This window comes from Nostoc sp. DedQUE04, from assembly GCF_034530995.1.
Lineage (GTDB): Bacteria > Cyanobacteriota > Cyanobacteriia > Cyanobacteriales > Nostocaceae > Nostoc.
The window spans coordinates 30,848-48,900 of record NZ_JAVRCA010000051.1; the positions used below are offsets into that span (position 1 = coordinate 30,848).

General features: G+C 42.0%; 10 protein-coding genes. 7 read left to right on the plus strand and 3 right to left on the minus strand.

Translation table 11 applies throughout. The features are described 5' to 3' along the window. Positions 1-112 precede the first annotated feature (112 nt). Both RM049_RS27680 and RM049_RS27685 read left to right on the plus strand, forming a co-directional pair. Complete coding sequence (locus RM049_RS27680) at positions 113-3,304, plus strand: efflux RND transporter permease subunit (RefSeq protein WP_322706447.1); 3,192 nt, start codon at positions 113-115, stop codon at positions 3,302-3,304. Positions 3,305-3,598: 294 nt separating this feature from the next. Further along, positions 3,599-4,981 carry a carotenoid oxygenase family protein gene (locus tag RM049_RS27685; protein WP_322706458.1) on the plus strand — a complete coding sequence of 461 codons (1,383 nt, stop codon included), beginning with the start codon at positions 3,599-3,601 and terminating at the stop codon, positions 4,979-4,981. An 819-nt stretch (positions 4,982-5,800) separates the two neighbouring features. On the opposite strand, the gene RM049_RS27690 is transcribed toward RM049_RS27685, so the two are convergent. Together RM049_RS27690 and RM049_RS27695 are read right to left on the minus strand one after the other, a co-directional pair. Further along, entirely contained in the window at positions 5,801-6,505 is a 705-nt protein-coding gene (locus RM049_RS27690) for a CAP domain-containing protein (protein WP_322706448.1), read from the minus strand. 264 nt (positions 6,506-6,769) lie between these two features. After that, entirely contained in the window at positions 6,770-7,897 is a 1,128-nt protein-coding gene (locus RM049_RS27695; RefSeq protein WP_322706449.1) for an acyltransferase family protein, read from the minus strand. 120 nt (positions 7,898-8,017) lie between these two features. Between RM049_RS27695 and RM049_RS27700 the strand changes: the two genes are divergently transcribed. From RM049_RS27700 to RM049_RS27710, 3 genes are all read left to right on the plus strand, one after another. Beyond that, on the plus strand, positions 8,018-8,188 hold the full coding sequence (locus tag RM049_RS27700; RefSeq protein ID WP_322706450.1) for a hypothetical protein: 171 nt from the start codon (positions 8,018-8,020) through the stop codon (positions 8,186-8,188). Positions 8,189-8,413: 225 nt separating this feature from the next. Beyond that, positions 8,414-13,885 (plus strand): Calx-beta domain-containing protein, encoded by a 5,472-nt coding sequence (locus RM049_RS27705; RefSeq protein WP_322706451.1) that lies wholly within the window; start codon positions 8,414-8,416, stop codon positions 13,883-13,885. 419 nt (positions 13,886-14,304) lie between these two features. Beyond that, positions 14,305-14,766: a helix-turn-helix domain-containing protein gene (locus RM049_RS27710; RefSeq protein WP_322674957.1), complete on the plus strand. Its 462-nt coding sequence runs from the start codon at positions 14,305-14,307 to the stop codon at positions 14,764-14,766. Positions 14,767-14,871: 105 nt separating this feature from the next. Here RM049_RS27710 and gatA read toward each other — a convergent pair whose 3' ends face one another. Beyond that, positions 14,872-16,332: an Asp-tRNA(Asn)/Glu-tRNA(Gln) amidotransferase subunit GatA gene (gatA, locus tag RM049_RS27715; RefSeq protein WP_322706452.1), complete on the minus strand. Its 1,461-nt coding sequence runs from the start codon at positions 16,330-16,332 to the stop codon at positions 14,872-14,874. On the opposite strand from gatA, the gene RM049_RS27720 reads away from it, so the two are divergent. Together RM049_RS27720 and RM049_RS27725 are read left to right on the plus strand one after the other, a co-directional pair. Continuing rightward, complete coding sequence (locus RM049_RS27720) at positions 16,331-16,456, plus strand: hypothetical protein (RefSeq protein ID WP_322674955.1); 126 nt, start codon at positions 16,331-16,333, stop codon at positions 16,454-16,456. The genes gatA and RM049_RS27720 overlap by 2 nt on opposite strands. 225 nt (positions 16,457-16,681) lie before the next feature. Beyond that, positions 16,682-18,034 carry an OB-fold nucleic acid binding domain-containing protein gene (locus RM049_RS27725; protein ID WP_322674954.1) on the plus strand — a complete coding sequence of 451 codons (1,353 nt, stop codon included), beginning with the start codon at positions 16,682-16,684 and terminating at the stop codon, positions 18,032-18,034. Positions 18,035-18,053: the final 19 nt, after the last annotated feature.

Sequence of the window (18,053 nt, forward strand, 5' to 3'; positions counted from 1 at the left end):
CTAACTCTTAACTCTTAACTCTTAACTCCTAACTCAGCACTCCTAACGCCCAATGCCCAATTCCCAATGTCCCATGCCAAATACCAAATACCCAAAGCCCAATTTTTAAACTATGTTTGTTGACTTCTTTATTAAGCGGCCAATTTTTGCGTCGGTATGTGCGATCGTCATCCTTTTAACAGGATTAATCAGTATTCCCTCACTACCGATCGCTAGATTCCCAGAAATTAGTCCCACCCAAATCACTGTAACTTCCAACTATAGCGGAGCTAGTGCAGAAGTCGTAGAAAGCGGAGTGACAAATATCTTAGAAAGGCAAATCAACGGGGTTGAGGGACTAAGATATCTCACTTCTAGCAGCAGTAACGATGGTACTAGTACCATTACAGCCACCTTCGATTCATCGCGTGATAAAGATATTGCAGCTGTGGATGTGCAAAATCGTGTATCTGTTGCCCAACCACAACTACCAGACTCGGTGCAACGCACGGGAGTACGAGTATCAAAAGAATCTAGTAACATCCTCTTAGCGATTGGTTTATTTGCTGAAAATAAAGAGTACGACAATACATTCTTAAGTAACTATGCCGACCTTTACTTAGCAGATGCCTTAAAAAGAGTCAAAGGTGTGAGCAACGTTCAAATTTTTGGCGAACGCCGCTATGCAATGCGCCTGTGGTTAGATCCAACTCGCCTTGCCAATCGGGGGCTAACAACTCAGGATGTAGCCAATGCTTTATCTGAACAAAACTTGCAAGTTGGTGCAGGGAGAATTGGACAAGAACCTGCTCCTGAAGGACAAAGGTATCAACTTGATGTGCGTGCTGCTAGCCGATTAGCAGAACCATCAGAATTTGAAGAAATTGTCCTCAAAACTGGAGATGATAACACATTAGTCAAGCTCAAAGATGTCGGTAGAGCAGAACTGGGTGCAGAAAACTACAGTTCATTTCTAAGATTTCGTGGTAACGATGCTGTCGGTTTAGGGATTTATCAGATTCCTGGTAGTAATGCCTTGGATGTAGCCAAGGGAGTCAAAGCCGAAATTGCGCGATTGGCTCCAAGTTTTCCCCCAGGCATGAAATATCAGGTAGCTTTTGACACAACCATGTTTGTCGAAGAGTCGATGGCAGAAGTGCTTAAGAGCCTGATTGAATCGGTGGTGCTGGTTGTAATTGTAATTTTTGTGTTTTTGCAGGACTGGCGAACTACTTTAATTCCCGCAATTACTATTCCGCTTTCCTTCATTGGGATATTTGGCTTCGTCAAAGTTTTTAACTTTTCGATTAATAGTTTGACTTTGTTTGGTCTGACTTTAGCATCAGGGATGGTGGTAGATGATGCGATCATTGTAGTAGAGCAAATCAGCCGCTTTATTCAGGAGAGAGGTATAAATCCTCGCCGAGCCGCTAGTGAATCAATGGCGGAACTATTTGGCGCGGTGATTGCCACTTCACTAGTGTTGATGGCGGTATTTGTACCAGTGGCGTTCTTTCCGGGAACCACAGGCGCACTTTATCGGCAATTTGCGCTAACGATCGCCTTTTCCATTGCGATTTCGACTTTTTTGGCTTTGACTCTGATACCTTCTTTGTGTGGGGTGTTGTTGCGTCAAGGACAAAGACCTTCAGGCTGGCTGGGTTGGATTTTTGGCCAGATAAATCGCTTTCTTGACTGGGTACAGCATAGTTATAAGCGATCGCTTACTTTTCTAGCACGCATTAAAGGTATCGTCATTGGGTTGTTTATTGTTTCCTTGGGAATGACTGCTTGGCTGTACATGACAGTACCGACAGCTTTTCTACCCGATGAAGACGAAGGCTACTTCATCACAATTATCCAAGGGCCGCAAGGGGTTTCGCTGCAATATACCAGCGATGTGATTGCACGGGTAGAAAAAGAAATTCTGCAAATTCCAGAAGTACTGGGGACTTTTGCGATCGGAGGATTTGGTTTTAGTGGTAGCACTGCCAATAGCGGCATCATATTCACCACTTTAAAATCATGGGATGAGCGCTCAAAACCCGATCAATCGGTAAAGGCGATTATTGGCAGTTTGCAAGGGAAGTTGATGGCAATCCCAGAAGCCAGAGTGTTTCCTGTGAATCCGCCAGCAATTCAGGGTTTAGGCAACTTTGGCGGCTTCGTCTTTCAACTGCAAGACCGCAGAGGTAACAGTGGCTTAGAAAATTTGGTGCAATCGATGGGTAAGTTGCTAGGTAAAGCTAATCAAACACCAGGATTACAAGCTGTATTTAGTACCTTTGCCGCAGATACACCACAATTGCTTGTGGAAGTAAACCGCAATAAAGCCAAATCATTGCAAGTTTCCATAGATGATGTCTTCAGTACATTACAAACTGCTTTGGGATCGCAATATGTCAATGATTTCAATCTCCAGCAGCGCAATTATCGGGTGTATCTCCAGGCAGATCAACAGTATCGTTCCAACCCAAAAGATATTGGTAAACTATACGTTCGTTCTCAAAAGAATCAAATGATTCCTTTAAGTAACTTAGTTACAGTTACTCCGACTGTGGGAGCGCAAACGATAAATCACTACAATCTGTTCCGCTCAATTGAAATTAATGGTGCTGCCGCCCCTGGCTCTAGCTCTGGAGACGCAATTAAAGCAATGGAACAAGTTGCTAAAGAAGTTTTACCAGCAGGTTATGGCTACGAATGGTCAGGAACTGCATTAGAAGAAATAGATTCTGGTGGTTTAGCACCCCTGATCTTTGGATTAGGATTGGTATTTGTATTTTTGGTACTAGCTGCTCAATACGAAAACTACATTGACCCCTTTATCATTCTGTTATCAGTTCCCTTAGCTATTTTTGGAGCGCTTGTAGCTCAATCGTTACGGGGCTTTTCTAATGATGTTTACTGTCAAATTGGTCTAGTAATGTTGATTGGTTTAGCTAGTAAAAACGCTATTTTAATTGTGGAGTTTGCTAACCAATTGCGAGATCAAGGTCTTTCAATGACTAAAGCTGTAATTGAAGCTTCACAAGAACGGTTACGTCCAATTTTGATGACTGCTTTTGCTACTCTTCTAGGAATTTTTCCCTTGGCTAATTCCACGGGTGCCGGCGCAGGAAGTCGCCAATCTTTGGGAACAGCAGTATTTGGTGGGATGTTAATCGCTACTTTCTTGAGTTTGTTTGTCGTCCCAATTTTGTATATCGTCATTAAGACGATAACAGAGCGATTTATCAAACCAAATCGGCATCAAGAAATAACAGTTGAAGCTGCGTCATTGAATGGTAACACTGCTATATATTCAACAAAATCTGAGGATTGAGTATTTCTCGTTATCGATTGAAGCAAATCAATTTAGAGTTAAATTAGCGGATCGTGTCCTTGTATTAAGTTTATATACAACTAGCGATCGCTAAATAAATCTAGATATCTGCTATAGCACACCTTATTCTGAAGATGAATGGAACCTCCTACAAATCACACAAATTAAACAGCTAGAGAAAAAATTGAATTTGTAGACCGATTGCAAAAATTCCACAACGCCCTCAAAACCATGTGGGCTGGGCATAATGACAAACCAGAATGTACAGTACAAATGTACGCTGAAATCAAGACAATGGTAACAATAGCAGTCAATCCCTATCTCAATGGCAATTTTGCTCCAGTTCATGAAGAAATCACCACCGACAAATTGCCAGTTATCGGTGAATTACCCCTTGACCTATCAGGGATGTTTGTGCGGAATGGCCCTAACCCTCAATGGACGCCTATCGGTCAATATCATTGGTTTGATGGGGATGGGATGTTGCATGGCGTGCAAATTAGCAACGGCATAGCCACTTATCGTAACCGCTACGTCCAGACTTTTGGATGGAAAAAAGAACGAGAAGCAGGTAAAGCTATCTGGACTGGGTTGTTAGAACCACCACAAATGGATAACCCCCACGGTCGCTACAAAAATACTGCCAATACTGCCTTAGTGTGGCACGCTGGTCAAATGTTGGCGCTAAACGAGGGGGGTAAACCTCACGCCATCAAGCTGCCTGAATTAGAAACCATTGGCGAATATAGCTACAATGGCAAGCTGGTTTCTGCCTTCACAGCCCATCCCAAAGTAGACCCAGTTACAGGGGAAATGATCTTCTTTGGCTATTCTCTGTTTGCACCACCGTATGTGCAATATAGTGTGGTCTCAGCACAAGGCGAACTGTTGCGGACGGTGCCAATTGAACTGCCAATAGGCGTGATGATGCACGATTTTGCCATCACTGAAAACTACACAATTTTCATGGATTTGCCGCTGACTTTTAACCTAGAGCGATCGCAACGGGGAGAACCCGTAATGATGTTTGAGCGCGATCGCCCTAGTCGCTTTGGCATTGTACCACGTCACGGTGACAACAGTAATATCCGCTGGTTTGAAAGTCCTGCTTGCTACGTCTTCCATACCCTCAACGCTTACGAAGAGGGAGACGAAGTAGTGCTAATTGCCTGTCGCATGAGTTCTACAACTGTTTTGAGTTCTGATGAATCGCAACCCGACCCAAACGCAAATATTCCCCGTTTGCATCGCTGGCGATTTAACCTCAATAGTGGTTCAGTACGTGAAGAAATGTTGGATGATGTAGCTTCCGAATTTCCCCGCGTCAACGAAAACCGATTAGGGCGACAAAACCGATATGGCTACACTAACAAAGCGGCAAACAGTCCCGTACCTTTATTTGATGGTATCATCAAATACGACTTCAGCAATGGAAAATCCCAAATACATGAATTTGGACAGGGGCGTTATGGCGGTGAAACTGTGTTTGCGCCGCGTCCTGGTGCAACGGCTGAGGATGATGGTTGGCTGATGACTTTCGTCCATGATGAGGGTTCAGATACTTCAGAATTAGTAGTAGTGAATGCCCAAGATATAACGGCTGAACCTGTAGCGCGGGTGAGAATTCCTCAGCGAGTGCCTTATGGCTTTCATGGTGCTTGGTTTGCTGCAAAATAGCTAAAAATTGGCAGTTAGAAACCTTAGACCTCTTGGCATTTGTGCTTTTTGCAAGAGGTGGGAAAAGGGTAAAGGTTAAGGGGAAAAGGCAAAATACAGAACCTTTCCCTTTCCCCCCGCCCCTTATCCCCAGAGGGGACTCCACCTTCCTGTTTTACCGACAAATGCCAAGAAGTCTCTTGTTTACACAGACAAAACCCGCTTAGGCGGGTTTCAAATTCTTTGAGTCAGCGCAGGCGGACTTGGCTTGTGTAACCATGATTTATAATCGCCAGGTTATCCCTAATACGCTTGGGTTAAGGGTTATTGGTGTAGATTATTGGTCTTTCAAGACGCGGTAAATCGCGTCTCTACATCAGGATTTTGGGCTTATATCATGTCCGCCAAATTACCCATAATAAAAGAACCCCACCACCAACCCCTCCCCGCAGGCCTTCTGTGTACACACATCTTGGTAATGAAGCGCAAACCTCGGATTTACCCCCCTTAATCCCCCCTTGCAAAGGGGGGAGATTAAAGATCCGGTTCCCTCCCCTTTGCAAGGGGAGGGTTAGGGTGGGGTAAAAGTGACGCAAAAACCCAGATGAGTAAGCTATTTCAGACTTGTGTGTACACTGTAGCCCGATGCCTTGGGGGAAATATCCGGTTCCCGGTTCTCCCCCAAGGCATCGGGGAGTTAGAGGGGGTGAGAAAGACTTGTGTATACACCGTAGCCCCGCAGGCGGGGAGGGGAGACAAAGCACAGCTTTGGCGGGGTGGGGTTCTTCGGGTTTAATAAGCAATCAAGCGGACATGATATTATATGAACTCCCGCACAAATTATTTTTCCCTATATCCGCCAGCGTAGTCAATCACGCAGATTGTTCTGTATGATTTGTGAGTTCCATAAGCAACACCAGAGACTTTAAAAGCACCATTAAAAATGTTTTTTCGATGACCGCGATCGCTCACACCATCATCAATAATTAACTGCATGACGATATCTTGAGCGCTGTTTGGCCCATAACTGATATTTTCACCTGCGGTTGTTTGCCATTTACCATAGCGGTTGATGCGAGTAAAAGGGTTGCTACCATCGCTACCATCATGACCTATAGCACCTTTTGGGCCTTGGTCTTTTACGTGATCTTTTGCTCCTAAAGACATACCCTTAGATGCACTCAAGGCTCCTACAGGACGTGCTGATTTGAGAAATGCGATCGCTTCATCAACTGCCTTAACTCCTTCTTGAGTTCGTAGATAAGTATTATTAGAAATTTTGACTCGGTTCCCCTCAAAGCGCTTTCTATAGTTTTCCAGAATCGGGAGGTATGCTTTAGGATTTGTTCTTACCTTATTGGTTTCAACAATTACCTGTTGTTCCAAGGGTGAAAGGTAACTCGCCTTTGCTAATAAAGTTGGACTAGTTTGTTTAACTACTGCTGGGTTAGAGTTGGCTACAGACGGGTTAGATTGAAGCAGTTGATTTGAGCACCCCAATATCAAGGTAATTGGCAAAAATACCCAAAAATTCATGCGACGCATCGATTACCTCACAATTTTTCTATGGATTAATTTAGTGAATTAGAACAAATATGAATTTTCAACGCACAGATAACTCTGTATACGCTTCTGCCGTTAGAAACGATATCAGGGCTTAAGTAAATTTGCTAAAGAAAGCGCAGATTAACGCGCTAATAATATTGATAAAGTTGCGATTGCCTTTGTTCCTAAAGTGTTACAATCTATCACTTAACACCTGTTGTAACATTGAAAACACTAAAACGTAAATAATAACAAAAATCTTTTTTACACTTTCAAAAACCAGCGTTGCCGATACATCAGAAAACCAACAGCCCACCACAACAACACGGTGACTAAGGCAAATAACAGGGAACCATTCAGCACACCCGCCCAAGATGCGAAAAAATTCTGGTAAATCCAATTGTAGGTACTAGGAGCGTCTTTGCCAGTGCCAATAGTAGTTTTGACTAAAATTTTAATTAACAAAACCGAGGCAACGAAAAGAGCGATCGCATTTAAGCCCATAATTTCAAAAGGTTTACTCCAGCGACGCATCAGCCGTACTTCGATAAGTTCATAACAAGCTGCTAGTAATAGTAACGCCCAACCTGTTGTAAATACTACATAAGAACTTGTCCACAGCTTTTTGTTAATTGGGAATGTCCACCCCCATGTCCAACCGATAATTAAGCAACCAACTCCAAATAATCCTAAACCGATACTTGTGCGTGACTGTACAGGTTGACTGCGTATCCATTGACCAGTAAAGTAGCCAGCGAGGACGCTTATTATCGCAGGAATAGTACTGAAAAGCCCTTCTGGATCTCCCATAAAGTTGAAACCATCACCCTTATATAAATGTGCTTTAGGAATAATCAGGCGGTCAACATAAGCGCCAAAATTACCCTCTCGCGTCAAAACTCCTGCACCAAATTCTGGTACTGCTACATACATCATCGTTAGCCAGTAGCCAATGAGTAGCACTGCTGCTAGTATCCATTGGCCTTTACGGGGAAGGTTGAGAACAGCTAGGGAAGCCAGCAGATAGGTAAGGCTGATGCGCTGCAACACTCCCATAATGCGGATACTACTCAAATCAAAAGTCCAAATACCTTGATTCCAAAAGCCATTTAGTAGTAATCCCAAGGCAAAGAGAATAGCAGCGCGGCGCAATATCCGCCAGTAAACAGCTGAGGTTGGTTTATTGTCTTCGCTGTATTTTGACAGCGAGAAAGTCATCGCTACACCGACAATGAAGAGAAAGAAAGGAAATACCAAGTCCGTTGGTGTGCAGCCGTGCCAATCGGCGTGAGCTAAGGGAGGATATACATCATCTGCGACACCCGCCATATTAACGAGAATCATTCCAGCGATGGTAATGCCGCGAAAAACATCCAGTGAAGTCAGGCGCATAAGCGGAATTTTATGTTACATGAGTATCTAAAGTACTCCGCTTGACGCAGGTAAGCAAGGAAAATTTATAGGTCTATTTACCAAATATAGTTTTTCATCAAGGTTCCTGCCCATACTATCTTGTATGAAATTAGAAGTACGCGATCGCACCCAGACCACAGTTTTAGTTTAGTTATTCAAAAAGGATTGGTAGTACCAGAACTGTTAATAAAACTAGATATACTCAAATTTCAATCAATCTATCGTTATTTAAGTGAAAATGCAGTTGTCTTGTCACTAGACTTAGTATAAATTGCTATAAACAAAAGCTGTGACTAAAAAACAGCTAACTTTATTCAAGGCGTGCTTGCTTATATAACAACTAAAAATATTGCGGTTTTCTCTCATTAAATAAAAAGTTTAATTCCCGATTTCATTTGGGAATGAAAGCGAATGCAGAGTCATTCACTTTCTATTTTGTTATGCACGCTAACTATTACTAAGCTAAAGCTAATAAATTATATTTAAGGAATAATTATGATAAAACTGCCAGAAAATCATCGCTCTAAAAGTATAAATAAGTCTACTATCAAATTAATAGATGCAAGCAGAAATATTGTTTTTATAGATCCAAAAGTTATAGATTACCAAAGCTTAATGGCTGGTATCACCCTCGGCAGTGAAGTTGTTATTCTTGATGCCAATAGAGACGGTTTAGCACAAATTACCGAGTTTCTAGCAAAACGTGAATCCAATTCAGTTCAATCAATTCACATTGTTTCCCACGGAAGTTTGGGGAGTTTGCAGCTAGGGTCAATCAACTTCAACCTTAGCAATCTGGAGAGCTACAAAAATCAGTTACAAAAGTGGACAAGTGCTTTAACTGATAAAGCTGACATTCTACTTTATGGCTGTGATGTAGCTAGTGGTGAAGGCACAAAATTTGTACGGCAGATTAGCCAATTTACTGGAGCAGACGTTGCCGCTTCTACTAACAAAACCGGAAGTGCAGCTTTAGGTGGCGACTGGGATTTAGAAGTGAAAACAGGGAAAATTGAGGCTTCCCTGGCATTTAAACCTGAAGTAATACAGGCTTACCAATCGATTTTGCCAGCTAGTTTTACTGGCACATACTCTCAAAACTTCAACACATTAGCTGCTTCCGGAACATCTATTGCTTGGACTAATGATTCAACCATTTCTGGGTGGTATGCCACAAGAACAAATTACATCACTGGTACTGGCAGTAATAACACAGGTGGATTGTACAGTTTTGGTAGTGCTAATAATGCAGAACGGGCACTTGGTTCTGTAGCTTCTGGTACTACAGGGACTATTTATTATGGGTTGCGCCTCCAAAACAACACAGGTTCAACAATTTCTAACTTGCAAGTAGGTTACACGGGTGAGCAATGGCGTAATAGTGGTAATACATCGCCGCAACAGCTGAAATTTAGTTATCAAACTGGGTCAACTGTCACAAGTTTGACAACAGGAACATGGACATCTGTCACATCGCTAGATTTCACCGGGCCAATTGCAACTGCAACCGCAGGTGCCATAGATGGTAATCAAATTGCCAATCGCACTGTCATAACTCCTGTAATAATTACCCTAGCTACCCCAATCGCTAACGGTGAAGAGATTATATTACGTTGGGAAGACATAGATGATGGAAGCAACGATCATGGTTTAGCGATTGACAATGTATCTGTCAAACTAAATAACACTACTTATGTAGTAACTAACACTAATGATAGCGGTGCTGGCTCGTTGAGGCAAGCTATTATCAATGCCAATAACGATCCAGGGATTGAGACAATCCTCTTTGATACGACTGGGATATTTGGTGATGTTACCCCCGACACTATTACCCTCACTTCTGGGGAATTAAATGTTACCGAAGGAGTTATAATTCAAGGAACTGGAGCTAATAAACTCGTCATTAGTGGTAACAATGCCTCCCGTATTTTTAATGCCAGTGCATCCCTCTTAATTGATGGGTTACATATAACTGGGGGAAATGCAGGCAATAACAACGGTGGCGGCATTTACAGTACTAATAGTGTCACAGTAAGCAATAGCATCATTTCTGGCAACACCGCCAACAGTAGCGGCGGTGGCATTTACAGTAGCAATACCACTATTAGCAATAGTATCATTTCTGGCAACACCGCCAACAGTAACGGTGGTGGTATCTACAGTACCACTAGTGCGACAGTCAGCAATAGTACTCTTTCTGGCAACACCGCCAGCAACAGGGGTGGCGGCATCTACAGTAGCAATACCACTATTAGCAATAGTACTTTTTCCGGCAACACTGCCAACGATAACGGCGGTGGTATTTTCAGCAGTACTCTTCTCACCATAAGCAATAGCACTATTTCTAGCAATACAGCAAAAAATTCTGGTGGTGGCATCTACACCAGCAATGCCACGGTGAGTAATAGCACTATTTTTGAGAACACTGCTGATAGTGATAACAATGGCACAGGTAATGGTGGCGGCATTTTTAGGTCTGGCGGTACGGTAAGCATCAGCAATAGCATCATTGCTGGCAATATTGACCGAGGTAATCAAGGGCCAGATATCTCTGGGATCAACTTCAATGGTAATGCTTACAACCTGATTGGCAATCTTGCTGGTAAATCATCCGGGACTCTAGGCACGGGTACAGATATTATTAATCCCAATCCCGGACTCAAAGCGCTAGGAGATTACGGTGGTTCTACACAAACTCATGCTCTATACTTTAGCAGCCCTGCCAGGAATGCTGGCGATCCCGCTTACAGTGGTGGCTTAACTACGGATCAGCGTGGCACGGATTTTAACCGTATTGAAAGCGGGAGAATTGACATTGGAGCATTTGAATATGTGCTTCCAAAAGTCAACTTTGGTGCTGCTACGTACAATACAACAGAAGATAGTACCGCCACTACAGTAACTATTTCTGTTACCTTAGATGCCTCTCCTGAAACCGCTGTCACAGTTCCTATTGTCGTCAAAAACAATAGCACAGCTACTAATGGCAACGATTACACTTTTTCCCCCGCTATCATCTCCTTTACTGCTGGGGCAACAGGCGCAAATTTAACACAGCTAATCACTTTTACTATAAACCCAGACGATTTACCTGAAAATGCAGAAACAGTTGTACTCAACTTCGGCACGCTAACAGGTGCTGATTTAGGGACAATAACTGAAACTACTCTAAATATTGCTGCTAATGATGCGATTCAATATGCAATTTCTACTCCTACCTCAACTTTAACTGAAGGTAATAGCGGTACTCAAGCTGTTACCTTCACAGTTACTCGTAGTGGTGGTATTGGCGTGGCTAGTACTGTAAATTATGCTTTTAACGGTGCAGCAACTTTTGGCAGTGACTATAACAATATTCAAGTTACGGGTGGAGGAACTGCTACATCTGGAACTTTAAGCTTCGCTGTTGGGGAAACCACAAAGACAATTACAGCCGATGTTTTGGGTGACAACACATTTGAACTCAATGAAGACATTACTGTTATTCTGAGCAACCCCAATATCATAACTGGAGCGCCAAATTCCACAATTACTAACAGTTCGGCTACAGTAAACATCATCAACGATGATAGCCAACCAACTATCAGCATCTCAGATGTCTCTGTTACTGAAGGCAACACAGGTGCAACAACTAACGCTAACTTTACGATCAGTCTTTCTAATCCTAGTTCTCAACAGATTACTGTAAATTACAACACGAGTGATGGTACTGCTAATGCTGCTGACTCTGATTACAATTCGGCTTTAGGGACGATTACTTTCAATCCTGGCGAAACCAGTAAAACCCTTAATATTGGTGTTGTAGGCGATAACAAATTTGAAACTGACGAGACATTTTCCGTCAATCTTTTGAGTGCAACAAATGCCGCGATCGCAGATAATTTAGCAGTTGCTACCATCATCAACGATGACAGCCAACCAACTATCAGCATCTCGGATGTTTCAGTTTCTGAAGGCAATACAGGCACAACAACTAATGCCAACTTTATTGTCACTCTCTCGAATGCCAGTTATCAGCAGGTTACTGTAAATTACAACACCACTGATGGCACTGCTCAAGTTGGTGACTCTGATTACAACTCTGCTTCTGGAACTATTACTTTCAATCCTGGCGAAACTAGCAAAGTTATTAGCATTGGTGTCATCGGTGATAACAAAGCTGAAACCAACGAAACATTTTCTGTCAATCTTTCAGGCGCGACAAATGCCGCGATCGCAGATAGTTTAGGAGTTGGTAGCATCATTGATGATGACAACCAACCAACTATCAGTATCTCAGATGTCTCAGTTTCTGAAGGCAATACAGGTACAACAACTAATGCTAACTTTACTATCAGTCTTTCTAATCCTAGTTCTCAACAGATTACTGTAAATTACAACACGAGTGATGGCACTGCTCAAGTTTCTGACTCTGATTACAACTCTGCTTCCGGGACAATTACTTTCAATCCTGGGGAAACGAGCAAAGTTATTAGTATTGGCGTCGTCGGCGATAACCAAACTGAAACTGACGAGACATTCTCTGTCAATCTTTCGGCTGTGACCAATGCCGCGATCGCAGATGGCTTAGGAGTTGGTACTATTATCAACGATGATAACCAACCAACTATCAGCATCTCGGATATCTCTGTTACTGAAGACAACACAGGTGCAACAACTAACGCTAACTTCACTATCAGTCTTTCTAACCCTAGTTCTCAACAGATTACTGTAAATTACAACACCAGTGATGGCACTGCTCAAGTTTCTGATTCTGATTACAACTCTGATTCAGGAACAATTATTTTCGCTCCTGGTGAAACTAGCAAAACTCTTAGTATTGGCGTCATAGGCGATAACCAAAGTGAAGCCAACGAGACATTTTCTGTCAATCTTTTGGGTGCAACAAATGCCGCGATCGCAGATAGCTTAGGAGTTGGTACTATTATCAACGATGATAATCAACCAACTATCAGTATCTCGGATATCTCAGTTTCTGAAGGCAATACAGGCACAACAACTAATGCCAACTTTGTTGTCACTCTCTCCAATGCCAGTTATCAACAGATTACTGTAAATTACAACACGAGTGATGGCACTGCTCAAGTTTCTGATTCTGATTACAACTCTGATTCAGGAACAATTATTTTCGCTCCTGGTGAAACTAGCAAAACTCTTAGTATTGGCGTCATAGGCGATAACCAAAGTGAAGCCAACGAGACATTTTCTGTCAATCTTTTGGGTGCAACAAATGCCGCGATCGCAGATAGTTTAGGAGTTGGTAGCATCATTGATGATGACAACCCAACAACTGTCAGTATCTCGGATGTCTCAATTGCTGAAGGTAACACAGGCACAACAACTAATACTAACTTTATCGTCACTCTCTCCGCAGCGAGTTTACAGCAGGTTACTGTAAATTACAACACTAGTGATGGCACTGCTAAAGTTTCTGACTCTGATTACAACCCTGCTTCCGGGACAATCGTTTTCAATCCTGGCGAAACCACCAAAACTATTGCTATTGGTGTCATCGGTGATAACAAAGCTGAAACTAACGAGACATTTTCCGTCAATCTCTTCGGTGCTACAAACACCACGATTACTGATAGCTTGGGAGTGGCTACTATCATAAATGATGACCAACCTCCAGCCATTAGCATTGCAGATGTATCAGTCAAAGAAGGCACAACAGGGATGACAACTAATGCTAATTTTGTCGTCACTCTCTCGAATGAATTCTATCAACCGATAGCCGTAAATTACAGTACGAGTGATGGTACCGCTAAAGAATCTGACTCGGATTATAATTTTGGTTTAGGGACAATTGTTTTCAACCCTGGCGAAACTAGCAAAGTTATTAGTATTGGCGTCAGAGGTGATAATAAAGTTGAGTCCAATGAAACATTTTTTGTCAATATCTATGGTGCAGCAAATGCCATATTTAATAATCACCAAGGAGTTGGCACAATCAAGAATGATGACTAATCGTTATTAGACTTCTTGCAAAAGTCGGGGTAAAGGGGAAGGGGAAAAGGGTAAAGAAACTCAAAATCCTTTCCCTTTAACATGAGTCCCTTTTCCCTCTCTTGCAAAAATATATTTTGCAAGAGGTCTATTGAACAGAACATTAGCGATCGCTGCAATTATCCCAGCCCAGAGTAGCCGTTGGTAAAATACTTGTGCTAAAAATTACAGATTTTTGATTTATCCAACCAAATTTTTATAAATTAAGGTATTAAATACAACTAAATATTCACGTAGTTAAAGTTCGACTAGCATTTTAAAATACAGGATTAAGCCATTATCAAAAAAATTTATCCGAAAATCAAATATTCAGTAAAATTACGTATGCGGATCGAAGTCTTCTCAATGAATAGTAGAATTAGCCCATACAGGAGAAGACTGTGACGCTCTTAAATGAAGCTCAAGTAGAGCAACTAAAGGAAATAACCACACGCTTGCGACAAGTAAGACAAGAAAAATCTATTCGCATAGAAGAAATAGCCTCTCAGACAATGCTTCGAGTAGGTATTTTGCAAGCGTTAGAAGAAGATCGATTTGAAGAATTGCCTGAGCCGATTTTTCTGCAAGGATTCATCCGTCGTTATGGAGATGCTTTAGGGCTGGATGGAAATGCTTTATCGTACAGCCTTATAACCAATGTTGTCTGTAAAGACTCTAAAAATGCTCGCCACTCAGACAATAAACAAAATACATACATACCTCTTGTTCTGACCTATATTTTATTATTGGTTGGTGCATCTGCTGGTCTTCTTCATATACTTAATCCACAACTGACAGCTGAATCTCTGACTCCAGAAAATAATAATCAACAGTCAATAGTTAGTAATCAGACTAACAAATGACCAAAAACATAGAGGGAGTGGAAAGACGCGATTAATCGCGTCTGTACCGAGTAAAGGAAAAGAATTAATAACCAATGACAAATGACCAATGACAAATGACAATTTTCAAGATATTTGGGGTTTACGCAGATGCCAAGTAGTAGATTGTTCATAAGCGTAAGCTACCTGAAACAGTTGGTCTTCTCGCAGCACATTGCCAATTAGCTGCAATCCTATCGGTAGCCCTTGGTCGTCAAAACCACATGGCAAACTCAAACTGGGTAAACCAGCAAGATTTACAGGAATAGTCATCAAGTCATTTAAATACATACTCAAGGGGTCAGTAGTTTTTTCCCCTGCTTTAAATGCTGTAGTGGGAGATGTGGGACAAACTAACACATCAACCGCGCCAAAAGCCTTTTCAAAGTCTTGCTTAATCAAAGTACGAACTTTTTGCGCTTTCAGATAGTAAGCGTCATAATAGCCAGCCGAAAGAGCGTAAGTGCCAATCATAATCCGGCGTTTGACTTCTGTACCAAAACCAGCGGCACGGGTACGAGTGTACATTGATAACAGATTATCTGCATCAGGAGCGCGATACCCATATTTAACGCCATCGTAACGAGCCAAGTTTGCTGATGCTTCTGATGGGGCGATGATGTAGTAGGTGGGTAAGCCATAGCGAAAGCGGGGACAGGAAATTATATGAATTTCGGCTCCCAAACTTTGTAGTTGATCAACTGCTTTGGTAACAGCTTGTTCCACTACAGCGTCTAAACCTTCACCAAAAGTTTCTTTAATGATACCAATTCTTAGCTGACCTCTGGGTTTGAAGTTTGGTTTTAAGCTAGCAGCATAGTTGGGAATGGGAACTTTCAGGCTGGTAGAGTCTTTGGGATCGTAACCTGCGATCGCACCTAATAATATTGCCGCATCTTCTACCGTATTTCCAAATGGCCCAATTTGATCCAAAGACGAAGCGTAAGCTACCAAGCCATAACGGGAAACCAAACCATAAGTTGGTTTCATTCCCACCACACCGCAGAAAGACGCAGGTTGGCGAATCGAACCGCCAGTATCAGAACCGAGAGCAACTACACATTCTTGAGCCGCCACCGCCGCCGCAGAGCCTCCAGAAGAACCACCTGGAACTCGTGACAAATCCCAAGGATTAGCCGTGACTTGATAAGCAGAGTTTTCAGTGGAACTACCCATTGCAAACTCATCCAAGTTGGTTTTACCTACCATTACCGCCCCAGCATCTGCCAATTTTTGCGTCGCTGTTGATTCATAAGGCGGTACAAAATTTTCTAAAATCCGAGAGGCGCAGGTGGTAGGAATCCCCTTGGTACACATATTGTCCTTAATACCCACAGGAATGCCCGCCAGCAGCCCAATTTCTTCTCCTGCGGCAATTTTGGCATCCACAGCACCTGCCTGCTCTAATGCTCGATTTGCCGTCACACATAAAAAGCTGTGCAATTTCGGCTCTAACGCTTGAATGCGCTCTAAAGCTTCTTGGGTAATTTCAACGGCAGAACGTTCTTTTTTAACTAGCTGTTGGTGCAACTCGCGGATGGATGCCATGATTGCTCTCTTTGTGACTCAAATCATTGATTCTAGTACATATTGGTCAAAATTGGGTATTGGTTATTGGACTTTGGGCATTGCTTATTCTCCTCTGCTTGCCATTCCCCATTCATCTGACTAAGCGGATTAATATGTATTGAAATGTGTTTAATAGGTTTTTTTAAATAGCAAATACATGGCTATCAACCGTCTACTGAATAGTTTGTCAAAGTTTTTATATATTGGCTACTTTTGTGTAAGAGTACAGCAGTGTTTTCTAATGATATAATTTTGTATTACAACCTTATTAATACTACAAACTTCATAATTTTATTCAATTCCACAAAATTTTTCGAGGTAAGGTAGGATGATAAAAATAGCCACACGTAAATATTTAGGCAAACAAAATGTTTATGACATTGGGGTGGAGCGTGACCATAATTTTACCATAAAAAATGGCTTAATAGCTGCTAATTGTTTCAATAAATCCCATTCGACAGCCTATGGTTATGTAACATATCAAACAGCATATTTAAAAGCTAATTACCCATTGGAATATATGGCGGCACTGTTAACAGCTAACAGTGGTGATACCGATAAGGTACAGAGATACATTACTAACTGTACAAATATGGGGATATCCATAGATCCACCAGATATTAATCGTTCTGGTGTTGATTTTACGCCAACGGCAGGCAAGATTCTGTTTGGATTTTCGGCGGTGCGTAACGTGGGACAAAATGCGATCGCTTCTATTTTGTCAGCGAGAAATGAGACAGGAGAGTTTAAATCACTCGCAGATTTTTGCGATCGCGTGGATTTGCGTGCTGTTAATCGCCGCACTCTGGAGTCGCTGATTTACTGTGGAGCCTTTGACAAAATTGAATCCAACCGCCAACAGTTAATTAACGACTCAGAATTAGTGTATGATTGGGCACAATCTCGTGCGAAAGATAGAGCTAGCGGTCAAGGGAATCTATTTGATTTATTGGGCGACGGCTTTTCTTCGACTCAGAATAAAAGAGCAAATAATGCCTTTGAAACTGCTCCAAAATCTAAACCTGTGACAGATTTACCCCCACAGAAAAAGTTGCAGATGGAGAAAGAATTATTAGGCTTTTATGTATCAGATCATCCACTGAAATCCTTACGGCAAATAGCACCACTTTTGACTCCAATTAACCTTTCGCAACTAGGAGAACAAAGGGAAGATACACGGCTTTGTGCAGTTGTCATGTTGAATAACGTCAAAAAAGTGGTGACGAAAAAAGGCGATCAGATGGCGATCTTGCAAGTAGAAGACCTAACTACACAATTAGAAGCTGTAGTTTTTCCGAAAACTTATGAACGCATTAGTTCCCTACTCCAAGTTGACACTAGATTGATTATTTGGGGAAAAGTAGACCGACGTGACGAGCAAACTCAATTTATTCTTGAAGATGCAGAACCAGTGGAAACAGTACAAATGGTAATGGTGGAATTAAATCCCCAGCAAGCAGGTAATATGGAAGATTTACATCGCTTGAAAACGATTTTACAAGACCATTCAGTAGACAAAGAAAAGGCAAAAATGCCAGTGATTGGAATTATTCAAACTGAAACTTCTCGTAAACTTGTTCGCTTAGGTTGGCAATTTTGCGTACAAGATTCTCGAATAACTGTTCAAGCTTTGCAAAATGCCAGTTTTCCTGCTCATATAAAATCACTGACTGGTAGCTGACACCAGAAGTAAAAAATCC